We start from the raw sequence: 16,701 nt of genomic DNA, 5'->3' as shown, positions 1-16,701 counted from the left end.
TTATGGCGTTCGTGCATCGGTCCGTGCTGCTTGAGCCTGCGGTCAACGCTCTCGTTGATCCGGATTTCAATGCAAAAGGGCGCCGGCGCGAACAGCAAGGGCAGGGAGAGCGGGTCGGCGGCGTGTTCGTGGACGGCACTTTCGGGCGCGGCGGCCACAGCCGGCTGCTGCTGACGCGGCTGGCGGATGATGCTCGGTTGGTGGTGTTTGACAAGGATCCGCAGGCCATCGAGGCTGCACGCGAACTCGAAGGCCAGGATCGCAGGGTCACGGCGGTGCACAGTGGCTTTGCCGATATGGCGCGGCGGCTGGCTGAGTTGGGCATCGACTCCGTGAATGGGGTACTGCTGGATCTGGGTGTGTCATCCCCTCAGATCGATGATGCGTCCAGAGGTTTTTCCTTCATGCGTGAAGGGCCGCTGGACATGCGGATGGATACGGACAGCGGGGTAACCGCTGAACAATGGCTGGCGCAAGCCAGTGTCGAAGAAATGAGGGAGGTCATCGCACATTATGGCGAAGAACGGTTTGCTTTCCAGATTGCAAAGGCGATTGCTGGTCGCCGCGAATCCAGGCCGCTGCGCACAACGCTCGACCTCGCCGAGCTCGTCGCCGGCGCCGTCCGCACGCGCGAAAAGGGCCAACACCCGGCCACACGGACATTTCAGGCTATACGGATTTACCTCAATAAGGAACTCGAGGAGCTCGCGGGCGCCCTCAAGACAATTCTGAAAATACTTGCGCCGGGAGGGCGAGTGGCGGTGATCAGCTTTCATTCACTGGAAGACCGCTTGGTCAAGCAAAGCATTGCGGCGGCAGCCAGGCCGGCCGCGGCTCAGGCGCGCCTGCCCATACCCGAGAAAGACATGCCCCAACCCATTCTGATCTCGTTGGGGCGCATCTTGCCTGACGCCGCCGAGTCTGCGGACAATGTGCGGGCGCGTTCGGCGGTGTTGCGCGTCGCCCAGCGTACCGGCGTTCCCTTGCCGGCTGACGGCGGCGCGTCTTTCGTGCCGACCACAGCGCCGGTGCGGCGCAAGCCTCATGCGGGTTCCCGCCAGGGGAGGCGCACCTGATGGGACGGCTCAGCCTGCTCTTCGCTGTCTTGCTCATGTTGTCCGCCTTGTCGCTGGTCACGGCGCGTTTCCAGGCCCGGCAGCTTTTCGTTCAGGCCGAGCGCCTGGACGACAGGGCAAGAAAGCTGGACACCGATTGGCGAAGACTGCAGCTTGAGCGCGCCGAACTGGCGCGCAATGCACGCATCGACGGCGTGGCCCGCGGCGATCTGCACATGATGCCCGCCTCCCCGGATCGCACCATCTACATCCAGGGCGAGCCGCTTGACAGCAGTGCCGCAAGCCAGGCTACGGCGGCTTCGGGCAAGGGAGGGCGGCCATGAAGCGTGTCCCGTTCTATAACAGTCCGGTCCTGAATCACCAGATGCCGCTGTGGCGGTCGCGTCTGGTATTCATTCTATTGATGCTGGGCTTTCTCGCGCTGGTTGCCAAGGCCGTCTACCTGCAGGTCATGTCCAACGAGTTCCTGCAGCAACAGGGAGAAAAACGCTACGAGCGCACACTGGTCCTGCCCGCCACGCGCGGCAAGATTCTGGATCGCAGCGGCACAGTCGTGCTGGCCTCCAGCGTGCCGGTGCGCGCGATCTGGGCCATTCCAGCCGATGCGGCAAAGGCCAGCGATGCGCAACTGGCACAGTTGGGCAGGCTGCTGGAGATGTCGGTGCCCGACATCAAGAACCGCATTTCCGACCTGGACAAGAGCTTCGTATATATCAAGCGCCAGGTCGGCATGGATATCGCAGGCAAGGTGCTGGATCTGAAACTGCCTGGCTTCCACGAGCAGAAGGAAATGCGCCGCTTTTACCCGGAAGGTGATGTCACGTCACATCTCATCGGCTTCACGAATATCGAGGACAAGGGGATTGCGGGCGTCGAGCTGGCATTCAACGACGCGCTGTCGGGTACGCCCGGTTCGCGTCACGTGATAAAGGATAGGCTGGGCCGCATCGTGGAGGACATCCAGGCCGTCATTCCGCCCGTGGATGGCAAGGATCTGAAGCTGTCCATCGATGTCGGCATTCAGTTTGATGTCTACACGGCGCTCAAGAAGGCCCTGGACGAGCACGATGCCAAGGCAGGCGCCGGCATTGTGCTGGATGCGAAAACCGGCGAGGTGCTGGCGCTGGTGAACCTGCCATCCTTCGATCCGAACGACCGTTCGCAATTGCAGGGGCCTGCCTTGCGCAATAGGGCCCTGACGGATACCTTCGAGCCCGGCTCCATCATGAAGCCGTTCACAGCAGGCCTGGCCCTGGATATTCATCGTATTACCCCCACGACGCTGTTCGATACCGGCAATGGCGCGTATCGCTACCAGGGGGCAACGATTCACGACGTCAGCAGCAATGGCGTACTGAACGTAGCCGGCATATTGCGCCGTTCCAGCAATATCGGCATGACCATGATTTCCGAGCGGCTCACCAACAAGGAAATGTGGACCAAGTTCACGCAATTGGGCTTTGGCCGCGCGCCTCACACCAATTTCCCCGGCGTGGCGTCGGGCAGGTTGCGCCCCTGGGATCGCTGGCGCCCCATCGAGCGGGCGACCATGGCCTACGGCTATGGACTGTCAGTGTCACTGATGCAGATCGCGCATGCTTATACGGCGTTTGCGCGTAATGGAGATATGGTTTCCCTGTCCCTGCTCAAGCGCGAAGGCAAGCCCACCAGCGTGCAGGTCTACAGCCCCAAGGTGGCGGGGCAGATCAGGGCGATGCTGGAAGCGGCGGTCGGCCCAGAAGGCAATCGGCGCGCCGAGGTGCAGGGTTATCGCGTGGCGGGCAAGAGCGGCACCGCGCGCAAGATAGTGGACGGCAAGTACAGCCGCGAGCTGTATCGCGGCTCCTTCGTGGGCTTTGCTCCGGTATCCAACCCGCGCATCGTCGTGGCTGTCACGATTGATGAGCCACACACCAACGGATACTACGGCGGCCGGGTGGCTGCGCCGGTGTTCGCGGACGTGGTAGCCAGCGCACTGCGACGGCTCGGGGTGCAGCCTGATGCGCCCGTCGATTCCATGGTGGCGATTGCGTCCGCCGGGGAGGGCGGCGAATGAATGCGCACGACATCCTGGCCTGGCTTCGGGGACACGCGGGTGACAAGGCGCATCTGTGCCTGGATACACGCCAGCTTCAAGCTGGCGATGTGTTTTTTGCCTGCCCCGGACTCACTGCCGATGGCCGTGCATACATTGCCGGGGCGGTTGCGAAGGGCGCGGCTGCCATCATCGCCCATGACGATGGCAACGAGGCTGCCATTGCGCAGGCGCAGCGCGATGCGGGCACGCTCCCTTTTCTCGCCGTGCGCGGCCTGGTAACCGAGCTGGGCGGCATTGCACATGCATGGTACGGAGCGCCTTCGGACGCCTTGCGGGTGGTCGCGGTCACGGGGACCAACGGCAAGACCAGCTGCGTGCAGTGGCTGGCCGCGGCGCTGAATGGCGAAGGCATTCCATGCGGTACCATCGGCACATTGGGTGTGCGCGGTCCCGACGGCCTGAACATGGGTGGGCAGTTGACCACGCCCGATGTGTTGACGATGCACCGCAGTCTGGCCGCACTGCGCGACGCCGGTTCCCAGATGGTGGCGCTGGAGGCGTCCTCCATAGGCATAGAGCAAGGACGCCTGAGTCACGTACATATCGACACCGCCGCATTCACCAATCTCACCCGAGACCATCTGGATTATCACCAGACCGAGGAAAACTACCGGCAGGCGAAATTTGCGCTTTTCGGATGGCCTGGGCTGCGCCGTGCTGTCATTAATGCCGACGACGAAACCGGCGCGCAGTGGCTGGCGCGCCTGTTGTCGGTAGAGGTCACGGCGTACTCGACGAACGCAATTGACGAGGCCTCGCCGCAGGCTGTGACGGCGCATGACATTCATGGCGCTCCGGACGGACTGGTCTTTACGTTGCGCATGGCGTCGGGTTCCGCCCAGGTGTTCACGCATCTGGTCGGCGAGCACAATATTTCAAACCTGCTGCTGGTGGCCGGCGTATTGCAGGATCTCGGCTGGAGCGTATCGCGTATTGCTCGAGCCCTGGCCAGCCTTCATCCTGTTGCCGGACGCCTGCAGCTCGTGCCCAACCCGCGGCCGGGCGTCATGGTTGTGGTCGATTATGCCCATACACCGGATGCGCTGGCACGGGCCCTGGTGGCGCTGAGGCCCTTGGCCAAGGCGCGTGGCGGCAGGCTCGTATGCGTGTTCGGATGCGGGGGCAATCGCGACCGCGGCAAGCGGCCCATGATGGGAAGTGTCGCCTCCGCGCAAGCCGACAAGGTCATTCTGACCAACGACAATCCGCGCGACGAGACGCCGCGCGCCATTATCGGAGAAATTGCCGCCGGCATGTCCGGGCAGCCGCGCATCGAGCCCGATCGGGCGCTGGCCATATTGGCTGCGATCTGGGAGGCGGATGCTGCGGACGTGGTATTGCTTGCCGGCAAGGGGCATGAAGCGTATCAGGAGCTGGCCGGCGTTCGGCAACCCTTCGATGACCGGGAGTGGGCGCGGCTTGCCTTGACATGGCACGAAGGCCTGTCTATCTCGACGGACACTCGCAGCATTCAGGCTGGCGAACTGTTCGTGGCAATCCGGGGCGACCGCTACGATGGACATGCCTACCTGGATGCGGCTGCGCGCGCGGGTGCCGCGGCGGCCATTGTCGATCGCGCGGATCCCGATCTGGATTTGCCTCAGATTGCGCTTGGCGATACCCGCCAGGCGCTGATTCGCATGGCCACGGCCTGGCGCCGCCTTTTCGGGCTTCCCGTGATTGCCGTAACCGGCAGCAACGGAAAGACAACCACCAAGGAAATGATTGCGGCCATTCTGGCAGTGGCCTTTGGTGAGGCCGGAAGCCTTGCGACCCTGGGCAATCTGAACAACGATATCGGCGTCCCCTTGTCGGTGCTGCGGCTGCGCAATGAGCACCGGGCGGCCGTGCTTGAACTGGGCATGAATCATCCAGGCGAGATCGCCGTGCTGACCACTATTGCGCAACCTACGGTTGCGCTCGTCAACAATGCCCAGCGCGAGCACCAGGAGTTCATGGTATCAGTGGAGGCCGTGGCAAAGGAGAACGGCAGTGTGCTGGCCGGCCTGCCCGACGACGGAACGGCTGTCTTCCCCGCCGCGGATGCCTATGCTTCGCTTTGGCGGGAAATGTCCAAAGGGCGGCGCGTACTCGGTTTCGGCATGGGCGCCGAGTGCGATGTTCATGCCGATCGCATTCATGCCGAGAAGGCAGGCACGCGCTTCGACCTGCGAACGCCAGAAGGCGGCGCAGCCGTGGTGCTGCGCGCGCCGGGCTTGCATAATCTGCACAACGCGCTGGCGGCCGCGGCGAGCGCCATGGCAGCGGGCGTGGGCCTGGATTCCATCGCGCGTGGCCTACAGGCATTCAATCCAGTGAAAGGCCGGATGCAGCCTCGAGAGACACTGAGCGGCTTCCAACTTATCGACGACACATACAACGCCAATCCCGACTCGGTGCGAGCCGCCGTTGATGTTCTGGCGGAGCTGGCGGGCTGCAAGGTGCTGGTATTGGGCGATATGGCCGAGGTTGGTGAAAACGGACCGGCCATGCATGCGGAAGTCGGACGCTATGCCCGCGATCGCGGCATCGACACGCTGTTCACACTTGGCGTCGCGAGCCAGGATGCCGCCACCGCGTTTGGCGAGGGCGCGCGCTCGTTCGGCACGGTGGAAGATCTCGCTCTGGCATTGGCGCAGTGCCTGCCGGCGCATGTGTTAGTCAAAGGATCTCGCAGCATGCGCATGGAACGCGTTATCGAAGAACTCGAAAAACAACACCGCATCGCGGAAGGAGCTGGGCATGCTTCTTGAACTGGCGCGCTGGCTTTCTGACGCACATATTCGCGCTTTCGGCGTGTTCGAATATATTACTTTCCGCGCCGTGCTGGCCTGCGGCACGGCCCTGTTCATTGGGTTGCTGGCCGGACCATGGGTGATCAGGAGACTGACTGCCCTCAAGATCGGCCAGGCTGTGCGCGCCTACGGCCCGGAGTCGCACCTGCAGAAAAACGGCACGCCCACCATGGGCGGGGCGCTCATCCTCATTGCGATTGGCGTCAGCACGCTGATGTGGGCCGACTGGACCAATCGCTTCGTTTGGGTGGTGCTGCTGGTGACATTCGGTTTTGGCCTGATCGGTTGGCTGGATGACTACAAGAAGGTTGTCAACCACGATCCCGAAGGCATGTCCTCGCGGCGAAAGTTTTTCTGGCAGGCGCTGATCGGCCTGGTTGCGGCACTGTACTTGACGTTTGCCGTGTCCGCGCCGGCAAACCAGGACCTCTGGCCCTTGTTCCGCGGATGGGTACTCAGCGGCTTCACCATGCCGCTTCCCACGCGCGCGGATCTTATCGTTCCCTTCTTCAAGAGCGTCAGCTATCCCCTGGGCGTCTTTGGCTTTGTTGCGCTCACATGGCTGGTAATCGTTGGTTCCAGCAATGCGGTCAATCTCACCGATGGCCTGGACGGCCTAGCCATCATGCCGACGGTCATGGTGGGCAGCGCCCTGGGCATCTTTGCCTATGTTGTTGGCCGCGTCGATTATTCCAAGTATCTGCTGTTTCCCTATATTCCGGGGGCCTCGGAGCTGATGGTGTTGTGCGCAGCCATTGCGGGCGCGGGCCTGGCCTTTCTCTGGTTCAACGCCTATCCCGCCCAGGTTTTCATGGGCGATGTCGGGGCGCTAGCGCTGGGAGGCGCTTTGGGCACGATCGCGGTCATTGTCCGGCAGGAAATCGTGTTGTTCATCATGGGCGGCGTGTTTGTGGTTGAGACCTTGTCCGTCATGGTGCAGGTGACCTGGTTCAAGTACACCAAGCGGCGATATGGAGAAGGGCGCCGGATATTCCGCATGGCGCCTCTGCATCATCATTTCGAAGTCACGGGCTGGAAGGAAACCCAGGTCGTGGTGCGGTTCTGGATCATCAGCATGATGCTGGTGCTTATTGGTTTGGCAAGTCTGAAATTGCGATGAATAGCCTGTCCTTTCCTTCTGTGCGTGCGGACGGCCTGACCCTGATAATGGGCCTGGGTGAAACGGGTGCGGCGGCCGCGCGCTGGTGCATCCGGCATGGGGCGCGGGTGCGCGTGCTGGACACGCGCACGCAGCCGGGTGGACTGGACGCTTTGAGGTCGGAGCTGGATGGCGCCCAGGTGGAGTTTTGTCTTGGACCGCAAGCTTTTGACGAAGCCGCCCTGCGGGACGTGCACACCATTGTGCTCAGCCCGGGGCTATCTCCTTCGGAGGCGCCGCAGCATGCCTTGCTGCAGCAGGCGGCCCGGCAAGGCATCGACATTATCGGTGAGATCGAACTGTTTGCGCGCGCATTGGCGGACATGGCCACGCAAGGATATGCGCCCCGCGTACTTGCCATTACCGGAACCAACGGCAAGACCACGGTTACAGCGATGACGCGGCGCCTGGTGCAGGCTTGCGGCCTGGGGGCCAGGGCGGCCGGCAATATCGGTCCGGCTGCACTGGCCGCGCTTGCAGAAGCCCTGGATACCGGCAGGCTGCCCGATGTCTGGGTGCTCGAACTCTCCAGCTTTCAGCTCGAAACCACGCGTAGCCTCAAGGCGGTTGCGGCGGCGGTGCTTAATGTCACGCAGGACCATCTGGACTGGCACGGCGGCATGCAAGCATACGCGGCCGCCAAGGCTCGCCTGATCGGCATGGCTGAAACCGCCGTGGTGAACCGCGACGATGCGCTGGTGGCCGCCATGGTTGACGACCTGCGCTCGATGTCGGTGCGCAGCTTTGGCGCGGGCATTCCCGAGGCCGAAGGCGACCTGGGCCTGGAAAGCAGCCATGATGTCGTGTGGCTGGTGGCCAGCGAGCCGCAGGATTTTGCCTTGCCTGCGACTGGCTCCTCGCGCCGCAAGAAAGGTCAGGCCGCGCCGCGGCGCGCAGATGGAAGAACGCTGCGCCTCATGCCGGCGGATGCGTTGCGCCTGCATGGCCGCCACAATGCCCTGAATGCCTTGGCGGCGCTGGCGCTGGGACGCGCGCTGAATCTGGGTTGGGGTGAAATGCTGCGCGCCGTGCGCGACTACGAGGGCGAGCCGCACCGCATGGCTTTTGTGCGGCAAGTGGCCGGCGTCGACTACGTCAATGACAGCAAGGGCACGAATGTTGGCGCAACCGTTGCCGCGCTTGATGGCCTCGATGTGCCGGCGGTGCTGATCGCAGGTGGCCTGGGCAAGGGCCAGGACTTTTCGCCGCTGATCAGGCCGCTGCAGGCGCACGGGCGCGCGGCGGTTCTTATCGGCCGGGATGCGGGCATCCTGGCCGAGGTGCTGGCTGACGCGGGCGTGCCCATCGAACGGGCGGAGTCGCTTCGCGAGGCTGTTGAGCGCGCGAGCGCGCTGGCTCGCGAGGGCGACATGGTACTGCTTTCCCCAGCATGCGCCAGCATGGATATGTTCCGGAATTATGGGCACAGGGGGCAGTGCTTTGTCGAGGAAGTCCAGGAGCTGGCCTTGAGCCGAGGAGAGGTCGCATGAGCCTGTTTGCAGATCTGACATCGGGCGTCAATGCCGTGCGGCCGGGCCGCACCACCATGCCGAACTTCGACATTCCTTTACTGATCGTGGCCAGCACGCTGGTGCTGTTCGGCCTGCTGATGGTGTATTCGGCATCCATTGCTCTCGCCGATGGCCCGCGCTATGAGGCCTATGGCCGCTACTACTTCGTTGTCCGGCACGCCATCTTCATTTTCATTGGCCTGGTCGGGGCGTTGTTCACGGTCAGCCTGCCCATGAAAATGTGGCAGAAATTCTCGGTGTCGCTGTTTCTCCTCGGTCTGCTGCTGCTGCTCGTGGTGCTGATTCCGGGCGTAGGTCACGAGGTGAACGGCGCGCGCCGCTGGCTGGCGCTGGGCCCGGTGTCCTTTCAGCCTTCGGAACTCATGAAGGTCGCAGTCCTGCTGTATGCCGCGGACTACACGGTGCGCAAGCAGCAGCATATGCAGGATTTCATGCGAGGCTTTCTGCCCATGGCCTGCGCGCTGGCCGTGCTGGGCGTGCTACTGCTGATGGAACCCGATCTCGGGGCCTTCATGGTGGTGGTGGGCATCGCGGTCGGCATTCTTTTCATGGGCGGTATCAACGGCAAACTGTTTTCGACGCTGCTTAGCATCATGGTGACCAGCTTCCTTCTGCTGATCTGGCTCTCACCCTGGCGGCGCGAACGCCTGTTCGTCTACCTCGATCCCTGGAACCCGGAAAATGCCTATGGCAGCGCCTATCAGCTGTCGCACTCGCTGATCGCGCTGGGGCGCGGCGAGTGGTTTGGCGTCGGGCTCGGCTCCAGCGTCGAGAAGCTGCATTATCTTCCCGAGGCGCATACCGATTTCATCGTCGCGGTCATTGGCGAGGAGTTGGGTTTTGTGGGCCTGGCCTTTCTGCTGGCGCTGTTCGTGTTTCTTGTCTACAGGGGCTTTGAAATCGGCCGCCAGTCCATTGCCATGGAGCGCATATTCAGCGGCTTGGTCGCGCAGGGCGTGTCGCTGTGGTTCGGATTGCAGTGTTTCATCAATGTGGGTGTGTGCCTTGGTCTTCTGCCCACCAAGGGCCTGACGCTTCCCATGGTCAGCTATGGCGGCTCGGGCATTGTGATGAATCTGGTCGGGTTGGCGCTGATGATCCGTGTCGACTACGAGAACCGCAACATGATGCGAGGAAAACGTACATGAACGCGCATACCTTGCTGATCATGGCGGGCGGTACGGGCGGGCACATCATGCCTGGCCTGGCCGTTGCCCACGAGATGCGCGCGCGCGGCTGGAAGGTGTTCTGGCTGGGCCATCCTGATCGCATGGAAGGGCGTCTGGTCCCTGCCCAGGGCTATGAGCTGGTGCCGCTGCGTTTCTCGGGACTGCGCGGCAAGGGCATGATGGCGCTGCTGAAACTACCCTTTACCTTGTTCGGGGCGTGCATGCAGGCCCGCAGCGCGCTGCGGCGCATCCGTCCGGACGTTGTGCTCGGCATGGGCGGCTATGTGGCATTTCCTGGCGGTTTGATGGCCAGATTTGGGCGCTTGCCCTTGGTCGTGCATGAGCAGAACGCCGTTGCCGGCACTGCCAACCGCTGGCTTGCGCGCATGGCCACCAAGGTACTTACCGGTTTTCCGGGCGCACTGCCCGGCGCGGTTGTTACGGGCAATCCCGTACGGCGCGAGTTCACGCGGGCTGCCACGGCAGCGGAACGCTATGCGGCGCGCCAGGGGCCGCTGCGATTGTTGGTGGTGGGCGGAAGCCAGGGAGCGGCGGCGCTAAATGCCGTGATGCCGCGGGCGCTGGCCTTGCTGCCGGCGGACAGGCGGCTGCAGGTCGTTCATCAGGCCGGCGAGCGACATCTTGGCAGCTTGCGTGCCGCCTACGAACAGGCGGGGGTTCATGCCGATTGCCAAGCCTTCATCCAGGACATGGCGCAAGCCATGGCTGATGCCGACATCGTCGTGTGCCGCGCCGGCGCCATGACGGTCGCGGAGGTGGCGGCGGTGGGTGTGGCGGCCCTCTTTGTGCCGCTGCCCAACGCGATTGACGATCATCAGACGGCCAACGCCCGGTATTTGAGCGACTGCCGGGGCGCCTATATGCGCGCCCAGGGCGAGCTGAGCGTCGAATGGCTGGCCGAATGGCTGGATAGCCTGCAGCGCCCGCAGCTGGCCGAGATGGCGGCGCACGCGCACGAACACGCCAGCCTGCAGGCCTGCGAGCATATCGCGGATGCCTGCGCGCAGTTGGCTGGGAGCAAGCCATGAAGCATCGAATACAGAGCATTCATTTTGTTGGCATAGGCGGCTCGGGTATGAGCGGCATTGCCGAAGTCCTGCTTAACCTGGGCTATTCCATCAGCGGCTCGGATATCCAGGACACTGCGGTAACGCGCCGCCTGGCGGACTTGGGCGCCCGCATCACGATAGGTCACGACGCGGCGAATGTCAGCGGTGTTGGCGCCATCGTGACCTCCACCGCCGTGTCCGGCGACAATCCCGAAGTGCTGGCCGCGCGGGCCGCTCGCATACCTGTGGTGCCCCGCGCGCTGATGCTGGCCGAATTGATGCGTCTGAAGCGCGGCATTGCGGTTGCCGGCACGCATGGCAAGACCACGACGACGAGCCTGGTGGCCAGTGTGCTGGCGGCTGGCGACCTGGATCCCACGTTCGTCATTGGGGGCAGGCTCAACTCCGCCGGGGCGAACGCGCGGCTTGGGCAGGGTGAATACATTGTGGTCGAGGCCGACGAGTCGGACGCGTCCTTCCTGAACCTGCTTCCGGTCATGGCCATCATTACCAACATCGACGTGGATCACATGGATACCTATGGCCATGACGTCGCCAGGCTCAAGAGCGCGTTCATCGAGTTCACGCAGCGATTGCCGTTCTATGGCTCCGCCGTTCTGTGCGCGGACGACGCCAATGTGCGCGAGATCATACCTTTCGTATCCCGTCCGGTGACCACGTATGGCATAGAGAACGAGGCTCAGGTGCGTGCCGTGAATGTGCGTCCCCAAGGCACGGTCATGCACTTTGATGTGGAGCGTCAGGGCGCCACCGGGCCTTTGCCCGTGATGTCCGTCCTGCTCAATCTCCCAGGCCGGCACAACGTGCTCAACGCGCTTGCCGCCATTGCTGTGGCAACCGAATTGGGCGTTCCCGACGCGGCCATCACCGATGCGCTGGCATCCTTCAATGGTGTCGGCCGGCGCTTTACGCAAGTGGGCGATTTTGCGGTGTCCGATGCGCGTGGCAGCGGACGTTTCACCGTCATCGACGACTACGGCCATCACCCCGTGGAGATGGCAGCCACACTGAAGGCGGCGCGCGGCGCCTGGCCGAACCGTCGCATTGTGCTCGCCTTCCAGCCGCACCGCTACACCAGGACACGTGATTGCTTCGAGGATTTTGTGCAGGTGCTGGGCCAGGCGGATGCCGTGCTGTTAACCGAAGTCTATGCGGCGGGCGAGGCGCCGCTGGTGGCTGCCGACGGCCGTGCGTTGATGCGGGCGCTGAGGGTGGCCGGCAAGGTGGAGCCCGTCTTTGTCGAGGATGTTGCGCAATTGCCGCGTGCCATTCGCGACTTTGCGTCAGAGGGCGATGTGGTGATCGTGATGGGTGCCGGCTCGATCAGCCGCGTTCCGGGGCAATTAGGAGAAGCATTATGAGTGGCGAATTTGGCCGTGTGGGCGTGCTGTATGGCGGTTCCTCCGCCGAACGCAAAGTCTCCCTGATGTCCGGCCACGGCGTGCACGAGGCGCTGCGCAGCAAAGGCGTTGATGCGCAGTTGTTCGACACCGGCGTCTACACCTTGGTTGACTTGATCAACTCGGGCTTCCAGCGCGTGTTCATTGCCCTGCATGGCCGTCATGGCGAGGACGGCACGCTGCAAGGCGCGCTGGAGCTGTTGAAGATTCCCTACACCGGCAGCGGGCCGCTGGCCTCGTCCCTGGCCATGAACAAGGTTATGACCAAGAAGATCTGGCTTCAGGCGCAGTTGCCGACGCCGGGCTATGTGGTACTGAACAGCGAAGCCGACCTCGACGTCGCGGTGCAGACGCTGGGATTGCCCATGATCGTCAAGCCGCCGCACGAAGGATCCACGCTGGGTGTAACCAAGGTGGCCACGCCGGAGGCGCTGCGGGAGGCTTACCAGCTTGCCAGCCGCTATGACAGCGATGTGCTGGCCGAGCGATTCGTGCGGGGCCGCGAGCTGACAGTTGCCATCCTCGGCAAAGGAAGGCAGGCGCGCGCCCTGCCCATCATCGAGATCATCGCGCCCGAAGGCAACTACGACTACGAACACAAATACGTTTCGAATGACACGCAGTATGTGTGTCCGGCTGCATTGCCCGAGGAACTCGCGACGCGCATCATGCGTACCGCGGAACAGGCTTATGCGGCCGTGGGCTGCGAGGGCTGGGGGCGGGTCGATTTCATGCTGGATGACGCGGGCGAGCCTTGGCTGCTGGAGGTCAATACTTCGCCCGGCATGACCAGCCATTCGCTGGTGCCCATGGGCGCCAAGGCGGTCGGCATGAGCTACGCCGATCTGTGTATGGAAATTCTGTCGACGGCGGGGCTGAAGGTGCAGCCGCCGCCCGCTGAATAGGAGGCCATGGTGTTTTCGGACGCGCGCCTGACCAACTTCATCGCGAACACGCTGGCATTGCTGGCGGTGTTTGCGTTGCTGGCCGGTCTGGTTGCATGGGTGGCGCAACGTCCGTACTTCGCCATCAAGGCGCTGGAAATCGAGCCTGCCAAGGCGGATCAGTTCAGCTATGTGTCGCCCGCCACCGTGCAGGCCACGATTGCGGGCAGGATACACGGCAACTTCTTTTCCATCAGCCTGGATGACACGCGCCGCGTCATCGAGAGCGTGCCCTGGGTTCGGCACGCAAGCGTGCGGCGCGTCTGGCCCAATACGCTGGCGGTGACGATAGAAGAGCAGCAGCCGCTTGCGCTATGGAACGAGAATCAGATGATCAATACATGGGGTGAAGCCTTCACCGCCAATCAGGGCGAACTGCCGGACAACGTGGCCATGCCGCAGTTGAATGGCCCCGACAACTCGGAGCGCCTGGTCGTCCAACGCTATGCGGAGATCGCGCGCTGGTTTGCGCCGCTGAACCTGCATGTGCGCGAAGTGACGCTCAGCCCGCGATATGCGTGGGAGGTACAGCTGTCCGACGGCATGCGCCTGAGCCTGGGCCGGGATCCGGCGGCAGATGCGGTAGATCCGCATGGCCGATCGGGTGCATTACCGTTCGCCGCGCGCATAGAACGCTTCGTGCAAGTCTGGCCCAAGCTGTCCGAGCGCCTGCGCGGGCGCAAGATACGCACGGCCGATTTACGTTATCCCAACGGCTTCGCCATTACGTTGGCCTCTGTTTCTGAAAAATCCTCTGCGAAATAAAGACTATGACCCGTGACATCAAGGACCTGATCGTTGCTCTCGATATCGGCACCAGTAAAGTGGTGGCCGTGGTGGGTGAGATCCTGCCGGAGGGGCGCTTCGAAGTGCTGGGACTGGGCCAGCATGAATCCCAGGGCATGCGCAAGGGCGTGGTCGTGAACATCGAGTCCACGGTCAACTCCATACAGCGCGCGCTGGAAGAAGCTGAACTCATGGCGGACTGCAAAATCCGGGAGGTCTATACCGGCATCGCGGGCAGCCATATCACCAGTTTCAATTCCAGCGGGATGGTGGCTGTCAAGGACAAGGAGGTCACCGCCACCGATGTGGCGCGCGTCATCGAAACGGCCAAGGCGGTGAACATTCCAACGGATCAGCAGGTTCTTCACGTACTGACCCAGGAGTTCATCGTGGACTCGCAGGAGGACATCCGCGAGCCCATCGGCATGAGCGGCCTCAGGCTGGAAGTGCGGGTGCATATCGTCACGGGTGCGGTTAGCGCGGCCCAGAATATCGTCAAATGCGTGCGCCGCTGCGGACTGGAGGTGCAGGATCTGATTCTCCAGCCCCTGGCGTCCAGCCTGGCATGCCTGACTTCCGACGAAAAGGAGCTTGGCGTCGTACTGGTGGACATTGGCGGCGGCACAACCGACATCGCGATCTTCACGGGCGGGGCCATCCGGCACACGGCCGTCGTGCCCATCGCGGGCGACCAGATTACCAGCGATATCGCCGCCATGCTGCGCACGCCGACGCCGGACGCCGAGGAAATCAAGCTGCGGTTCGGCATCGCCAAGCAGGTGCTGGCGAATGCCGACGAACACATCGAGGTGCCGGGATTGGGCGACAGACCCAATCGCCAGGTCAAGCGGCAGGCGCTGGGCGCGGTGATCGAACCGCGTGTCGAAGAACTGTTTACGTTTGTGCAGCAGATTGTGCGCGAGTCGGGCTACGAGGACCTTCTTGCGTCAGGCGTCGTCCTGACCGGCGGCACGGCGCTCATGCCAGGCATTGTCGAGCTGGCCGAAGACGTGTTCCTGAAGCCTGTGCGCGTGGCGGTGCCGGCCTACGAGGGCAGCCTGGCCGATGTCATGCACAATCCGCGTTTTTCCACCGTGATGGGCCTGCTTGCCGAGGCTCGTCTGCAACGCGCGCGGGGGCGCAAAGTTGCCCAGCAGAAGGGCAGCTTCAAGACCCTGCTTGCGCGCATGAAGGAGTGGTTCATGAATTAGGGTGCGAGCCCTGATGGGGCAGGCGCATACAAGCCTGTCTCCGGAGGTGTCTCAAATCAGCTGCGAGCCGCGGCAGGCTGCAAGGGCTGGCAATTCTTTTGAGGCCGTTCCGAACAATAAGCAGTACTGGGGAAATAAGTTTTTTTGTTTATCGTTTTCTGGATATGTGAGGGAGTCAATCATGATGAACTTTGAAATGCTCGATACGAGTTCCAACGGCACCGTGATCAAGGTCGTGGGCGTTGGCGGCGCCGGCGGCAATGCCGTGGCACATATGATCCGTTCCGGTGTGAACGGTGTGGACTTTATCTGCGCAAATACCGACGCCCAGGCGCTGGCGACTACAGAAGCGCCGGTTCAGATCCGTCTTGGTCGCACCGGCCTGGGCGCCGGCGCCCGTCCGGAGCAGGGCCGCGCCGCCGCGGAAACCGCGCGCGAGGAAATTCGCTCGGCACTCACCGGCGCCAACATGGTGTTCATTACAGCTGGCATGGGCGGAGGTACCGGCACTGGCGCTGGTCCTGTGGTAGCCGAAGTGGCCAAGGAGCTTGGCATACTGACTGTTGGCGTCGTCACCAAGCCTTTCGGCTTCGAAGGCAACAAGCGCATGAAAATGGCCGAGGACGGGATTACCGAGCTTTCCAAGCATGTGCATTCCCTGATCGTCGTGCTGAACGAGAACCTGTACGATCTGATGGACGATGACGCCACGCAGGAAGACTGCTTCAAGTCGGCCGACGACGTGCTGCACAATGCATGCGCCGGCATTGCCGAGATCATCAATGTCGAAGGTAATGTCAACGTCGACTTCGAGGACGTCAAGACCATCATGGGCGAGCAGGGCCAGGCCATGATGGGTACGTCCATTGCGGCTGGTGCCGATCGTGCCCGTGTCGCAGCCGAGCGTGCGATTGCCTGCCCGTTGCTCGAAGGGGTGGATCTGCACGGTGCGCGCGGCATGCTGGTGAACATTACGGCCAGCCGCACCTTGAAAATGCGCGAAACGCGCGAAATCATGGACACCATCCGCAGCTATGCCGCGGAGGACGCCACCATTGTTTTCGGCACGGCCTACGACGAGAACATGGGTGAAAACCTGCGTGTCACGGTCGTGGCAACCGGCCTGGGCAGCCCCGCGGCACAGCGTCCGCAACTGGTGTCCAGCCAGGAGCACGTCCGTACAGGCACGGATGATCTCCATGCCCACGGCCACTACGACTTCGGCAATTCGGACGTTCCCGCCGTTATTCGCAATCCGCGCGGCCAGGCTTCGGCCCAGGTGCGCGCCCTTGAAACCGCCGGCATGGACCATTTCGATATTCCGGCGTTCCTGCGCAAGCAGGCTGACTGACAAGGAGCTGAAACAACAGGCTGATAGCCAGCACTCTCACAGCCTGCGGTGGTCCGCCGCGGGTTTCCGGCAGGCGCATCCCCTTCTTC

Annotated in this window: 13 protein-coding genes; all 13 read left to right on the top strand. The window is 62.9% G+C overall.

Annotation, left to right across the window (positions count from 1 at the left end; genetic code table 11):
• Positions 1–2: 2 nt before the first annotated feature.
• The 13 genes from rsmH to ftsZ all read left to right on the top strand — a co-directional run bounded on the left by rsmH (position 3) and on the right by ftsZ (position 16,612).
• Entirely contained in the window at positions 3–1,076 is a 1,074-nt protein-coding gene (gene rsmH, locus ERD78_RS18330) for a 16S rRNA (cytosine(1402)-N(4))-methyltransferase RsmH (protein WP_129971283.1), read from the top strand.
• Positions 1,076–1,399, top strand: coding sequence for a cell division protein FtsL (ftsL, locus tag ERD78_RS18325; protein ID WP_129971281.1), 324 nt, complete (start codon positions 1,076–1,078; stop codon positions 1,397–1,399). Before rsmH ends, ftsL begins: the two co-directional genes overlap by 1 nt.
• A complete protein-coding gene (locus ERD78_RS18320; protein WP_129971279.1) occupies positions 1,396–3,132 on the top strand; it encodes a peptidoglycan D,D-transpeptidase FtsI family protein in 1,737 nt (578 codons plus the stop codon). The genes ftsL and ERD78_RS18320 overlap by 4 nt, the downstream gene beginning before the upstream one ends.
• Positions 3,129–5,927: a bifunctional UDP-N-acetylmuramoyl-L-alanyl-D-glutamate--2,6-diaminopimelate ligase MurE/UDP-N-acetylmuramoyl-tripeptide--D-alanyl-D-alanine ligase MurF gene (gene murF, locus ERD78_RS18315; RefSeq protein WP_129971277.1), complete on the top strand. Its 2,799-nt coding sequence runs from the start codon at positions 3,129–3,131 to the stop codon at positions 5,925–5,927. The genes ERD78_RS18320 and murF overlap by 4 nt, the downstream gene beginning before the upstream one ends.
• Positions 5,917–7,089, top strand: coding sequence for a phospho-N-acetylmuramoyl-pentapeptide-transferase (gene mraY, locus ERD78_RS18310; protein WP_129971275.1), 1,173 nt, complete (start codon positions 5,917–5,919; stop codon positions 7,087–7,089). The genes murF and mraY overlap by 11 nt, the downstream gene beginning before the upstream one ends.
• Positions 7,086–8,618 carry a UDP-N-acetylmuramoyl-L-alanine--D-glutamate ligase gene (gene murD, locus ERD78_RS18305; protein ID WP_129971273.1) on the top strand — a complete coding sequence of 511 codons (1,533 nt, stop codon included), beginning with the start codon at positions 7,086–7,088 and terminating at the stop codon, positions 8,616–8,618. Before mraY ends, murD begins: the two co-directional genes overlap by 4 nt.
• Positions 8,615–9,808, top strand: a complete 1,194-nt coding sequence (ftsW, locus tag ERD78_RS18300) for a putative lipid II flippase FtsW (protein ID WP_129971271.1) — start codon at positions 8,615–8,617, stop codon at positions 9,806–9,808. Before murD ends, ftsW begins: the two co-directional genes overlap by 4 nt.
• Complete coding sequence (gene murG, locus ERD78_RS18295) at positions 9,805–10,878, top strand: undecaprenyldiphospho-muramoylpentapeptide beta-N-acetylglucosaminyltransferase (protein ID WP_129971269.1); 1,074 nt, start codon at positions 9,805–9,807, stop codon at positions 10,876–10,878. The genes ftsW and murG overlap by 4 nt, the downstream gene beginning before the upstream one ends.
• Positions 10,875–12,281, top strand: coding sequence for a UDP-N-acetylmuramate--L-alanine ligase (murC, locus tag ERD78_RS18290; protein ID WP_129971267.1), 1,407 nt, complete (start codon positions 10,875–10,877; stop codon positions 12,279–12,281). The genes murG and murC overlap by 4 nt, the downstream gene beginning before the upstream one ends.
• A complete protein-coding gene (locus tag ERD78_RS18285; RefSeq protein WP_129971265.1) occupies positions 12,278–13,225 on the top strand; it encodes a D-alanine--D-alanine ligase in 948 nt (315 codons plus the stop codon). Before murC ends, ERD78_RS18285 begins: the two co-directional genes overlap by 4 nt.
• Positions 13,226–13,234: 9 nt before the next feature.
• Complete coding sequence (locus tag ERD78_RS18280; protein WP_129971328.1) at positions 13,235–14,029, top strand: cell division protein FtsQ/DivIB; 795 nt, start codon at positions 13,235–13,237, stop codon at positions 14,027–14,029.
• A 5-nt stretch (positions 14,030–14,034) separates the two neighbouring features.
• Entirely contained in the window at positions 14,035–15,261 is a 1,227-nt protein-coding gene (gene ftsA / locus ERD78_RS18275) for a cell division protein FtsA (RefSeq protein ID WP_129971263.1), read from the top strand.
• A gap of 181 nt (positions 15,262–15,442) precedes the next feature.
• Positions 15,443–16,612 (top strand): cell division protein FtsZ, encoded by a 1,170-nt coding sequence (gene ftsZ / locus ERD78_RS18270; RefSeq protein ID WP_129971261.1) that lies wholly within the window; start codon positions 15,443–15,445, stop codon positions 16,610–16,612.
• Positions 16,613–16,701 lie beyond the last annotated feature (89 nt).

It is taken from the genome of Allopusillimonas soli, assembly GCF_004153445.1.
Taxonomy (GTDB): domain Bacteria; phylum Pseudomonadota; class Gammaproteobacteria; order Burkholderiales; family Burkholderiaceae_B; genus Allopusillimonas; species Allopusillimonas soli.
Note: the sequence above shows the minus strand (reverse complement) of the source record. Positions and strands in the feature narration are given on the sequence as shown.

What these genes read in the sequence shown, in the direction of transcription:
- mraY (WP_129971275.1), top strand. Translation starts at nt 5,917, where the DNA reads ATGCTTCTTGAACTGGCGCGCTGGCTTTCTGACGCACATATTCGCGCT.
- ERD78_RS18320 (WP_129971279.1), top strand. Translation starts at nt 1,396, where the DNA reads ATGAAGCGTGTCCCGTTCTATAACAGTCCGGTCCTGAATCACCAGATG.
- murF (WP_129971277.1), top strand. Translation starts at nt 3,129, where the DNA reads ATGAATGCGCACGACATCCTGGCCTGGCTTCGGGGACACGCGGGTGAC.
- murC (WP_129971267.1), top strand. Translation starts at nt 10,875, where the DNA reads ATGAAGCATCGAATACAGAGCATTCATTTTGTTGGCATAGGCGGCTCG.
- ftsL (WP_129971281.1), top strand. Translation starts at nt 1,076, where the DNA reads ATGGGACGGCTCAGCCTGCTCTTCGCTGTCTTGCTCATGTTGTCCGCC.
- ftsZ (WP_129971261.1), top strand. Translation starts at nt 15,443, where the DNA reads ATGATGAACTTTGAAATGCTCGATACGAGTTCCAACGGCACCGTGATC.
- ftsA (WP_129971263.1), top strand. Translation starts at nt 14,035, where the DNA reads ATGACCCGTGACATCAAGGACCTGATCGTTGCTCTCGATATCGGCACC.
- murD (WP_129971273.1), top strand. Translation starts at nt 7,086, where the DNA reads ATGAATAGCCTGTCCTTTCCTTCTGTGCGTGCGGACGGCCTGACCCTG.
- murG (WP_129971269.1), top strand. Translation starts at nt 9,805, where the DNA reads ATGAACGCGCATACCTTGCTGATCATGGCGGGCGGTACGGGCGGGCAC.
- rsmH (WP_129971283.1), top strand. Translation starts at nt 3, where the DNA reads ATGGCGTTCGTGCATCGGTCCGTGCTGCTTGAGCCTGCGGTCAACGCT.
- ftsW (WP_129971271.1), top strand. Translation starts at nt 8,615, where the DNA reads ATGAGCCTGTTTGCAGATCTGACATCGGGCGTCAATGCCGTGCGGCCG.
- ERD78_RS18285 (WP_129971265.1), top strand. Translation starts at nt 12,278, where the DNA reads ATGAGTGGCGAATTTGGCCGTGTGGGCGTGCTGTATGGCGGTTCCTCC.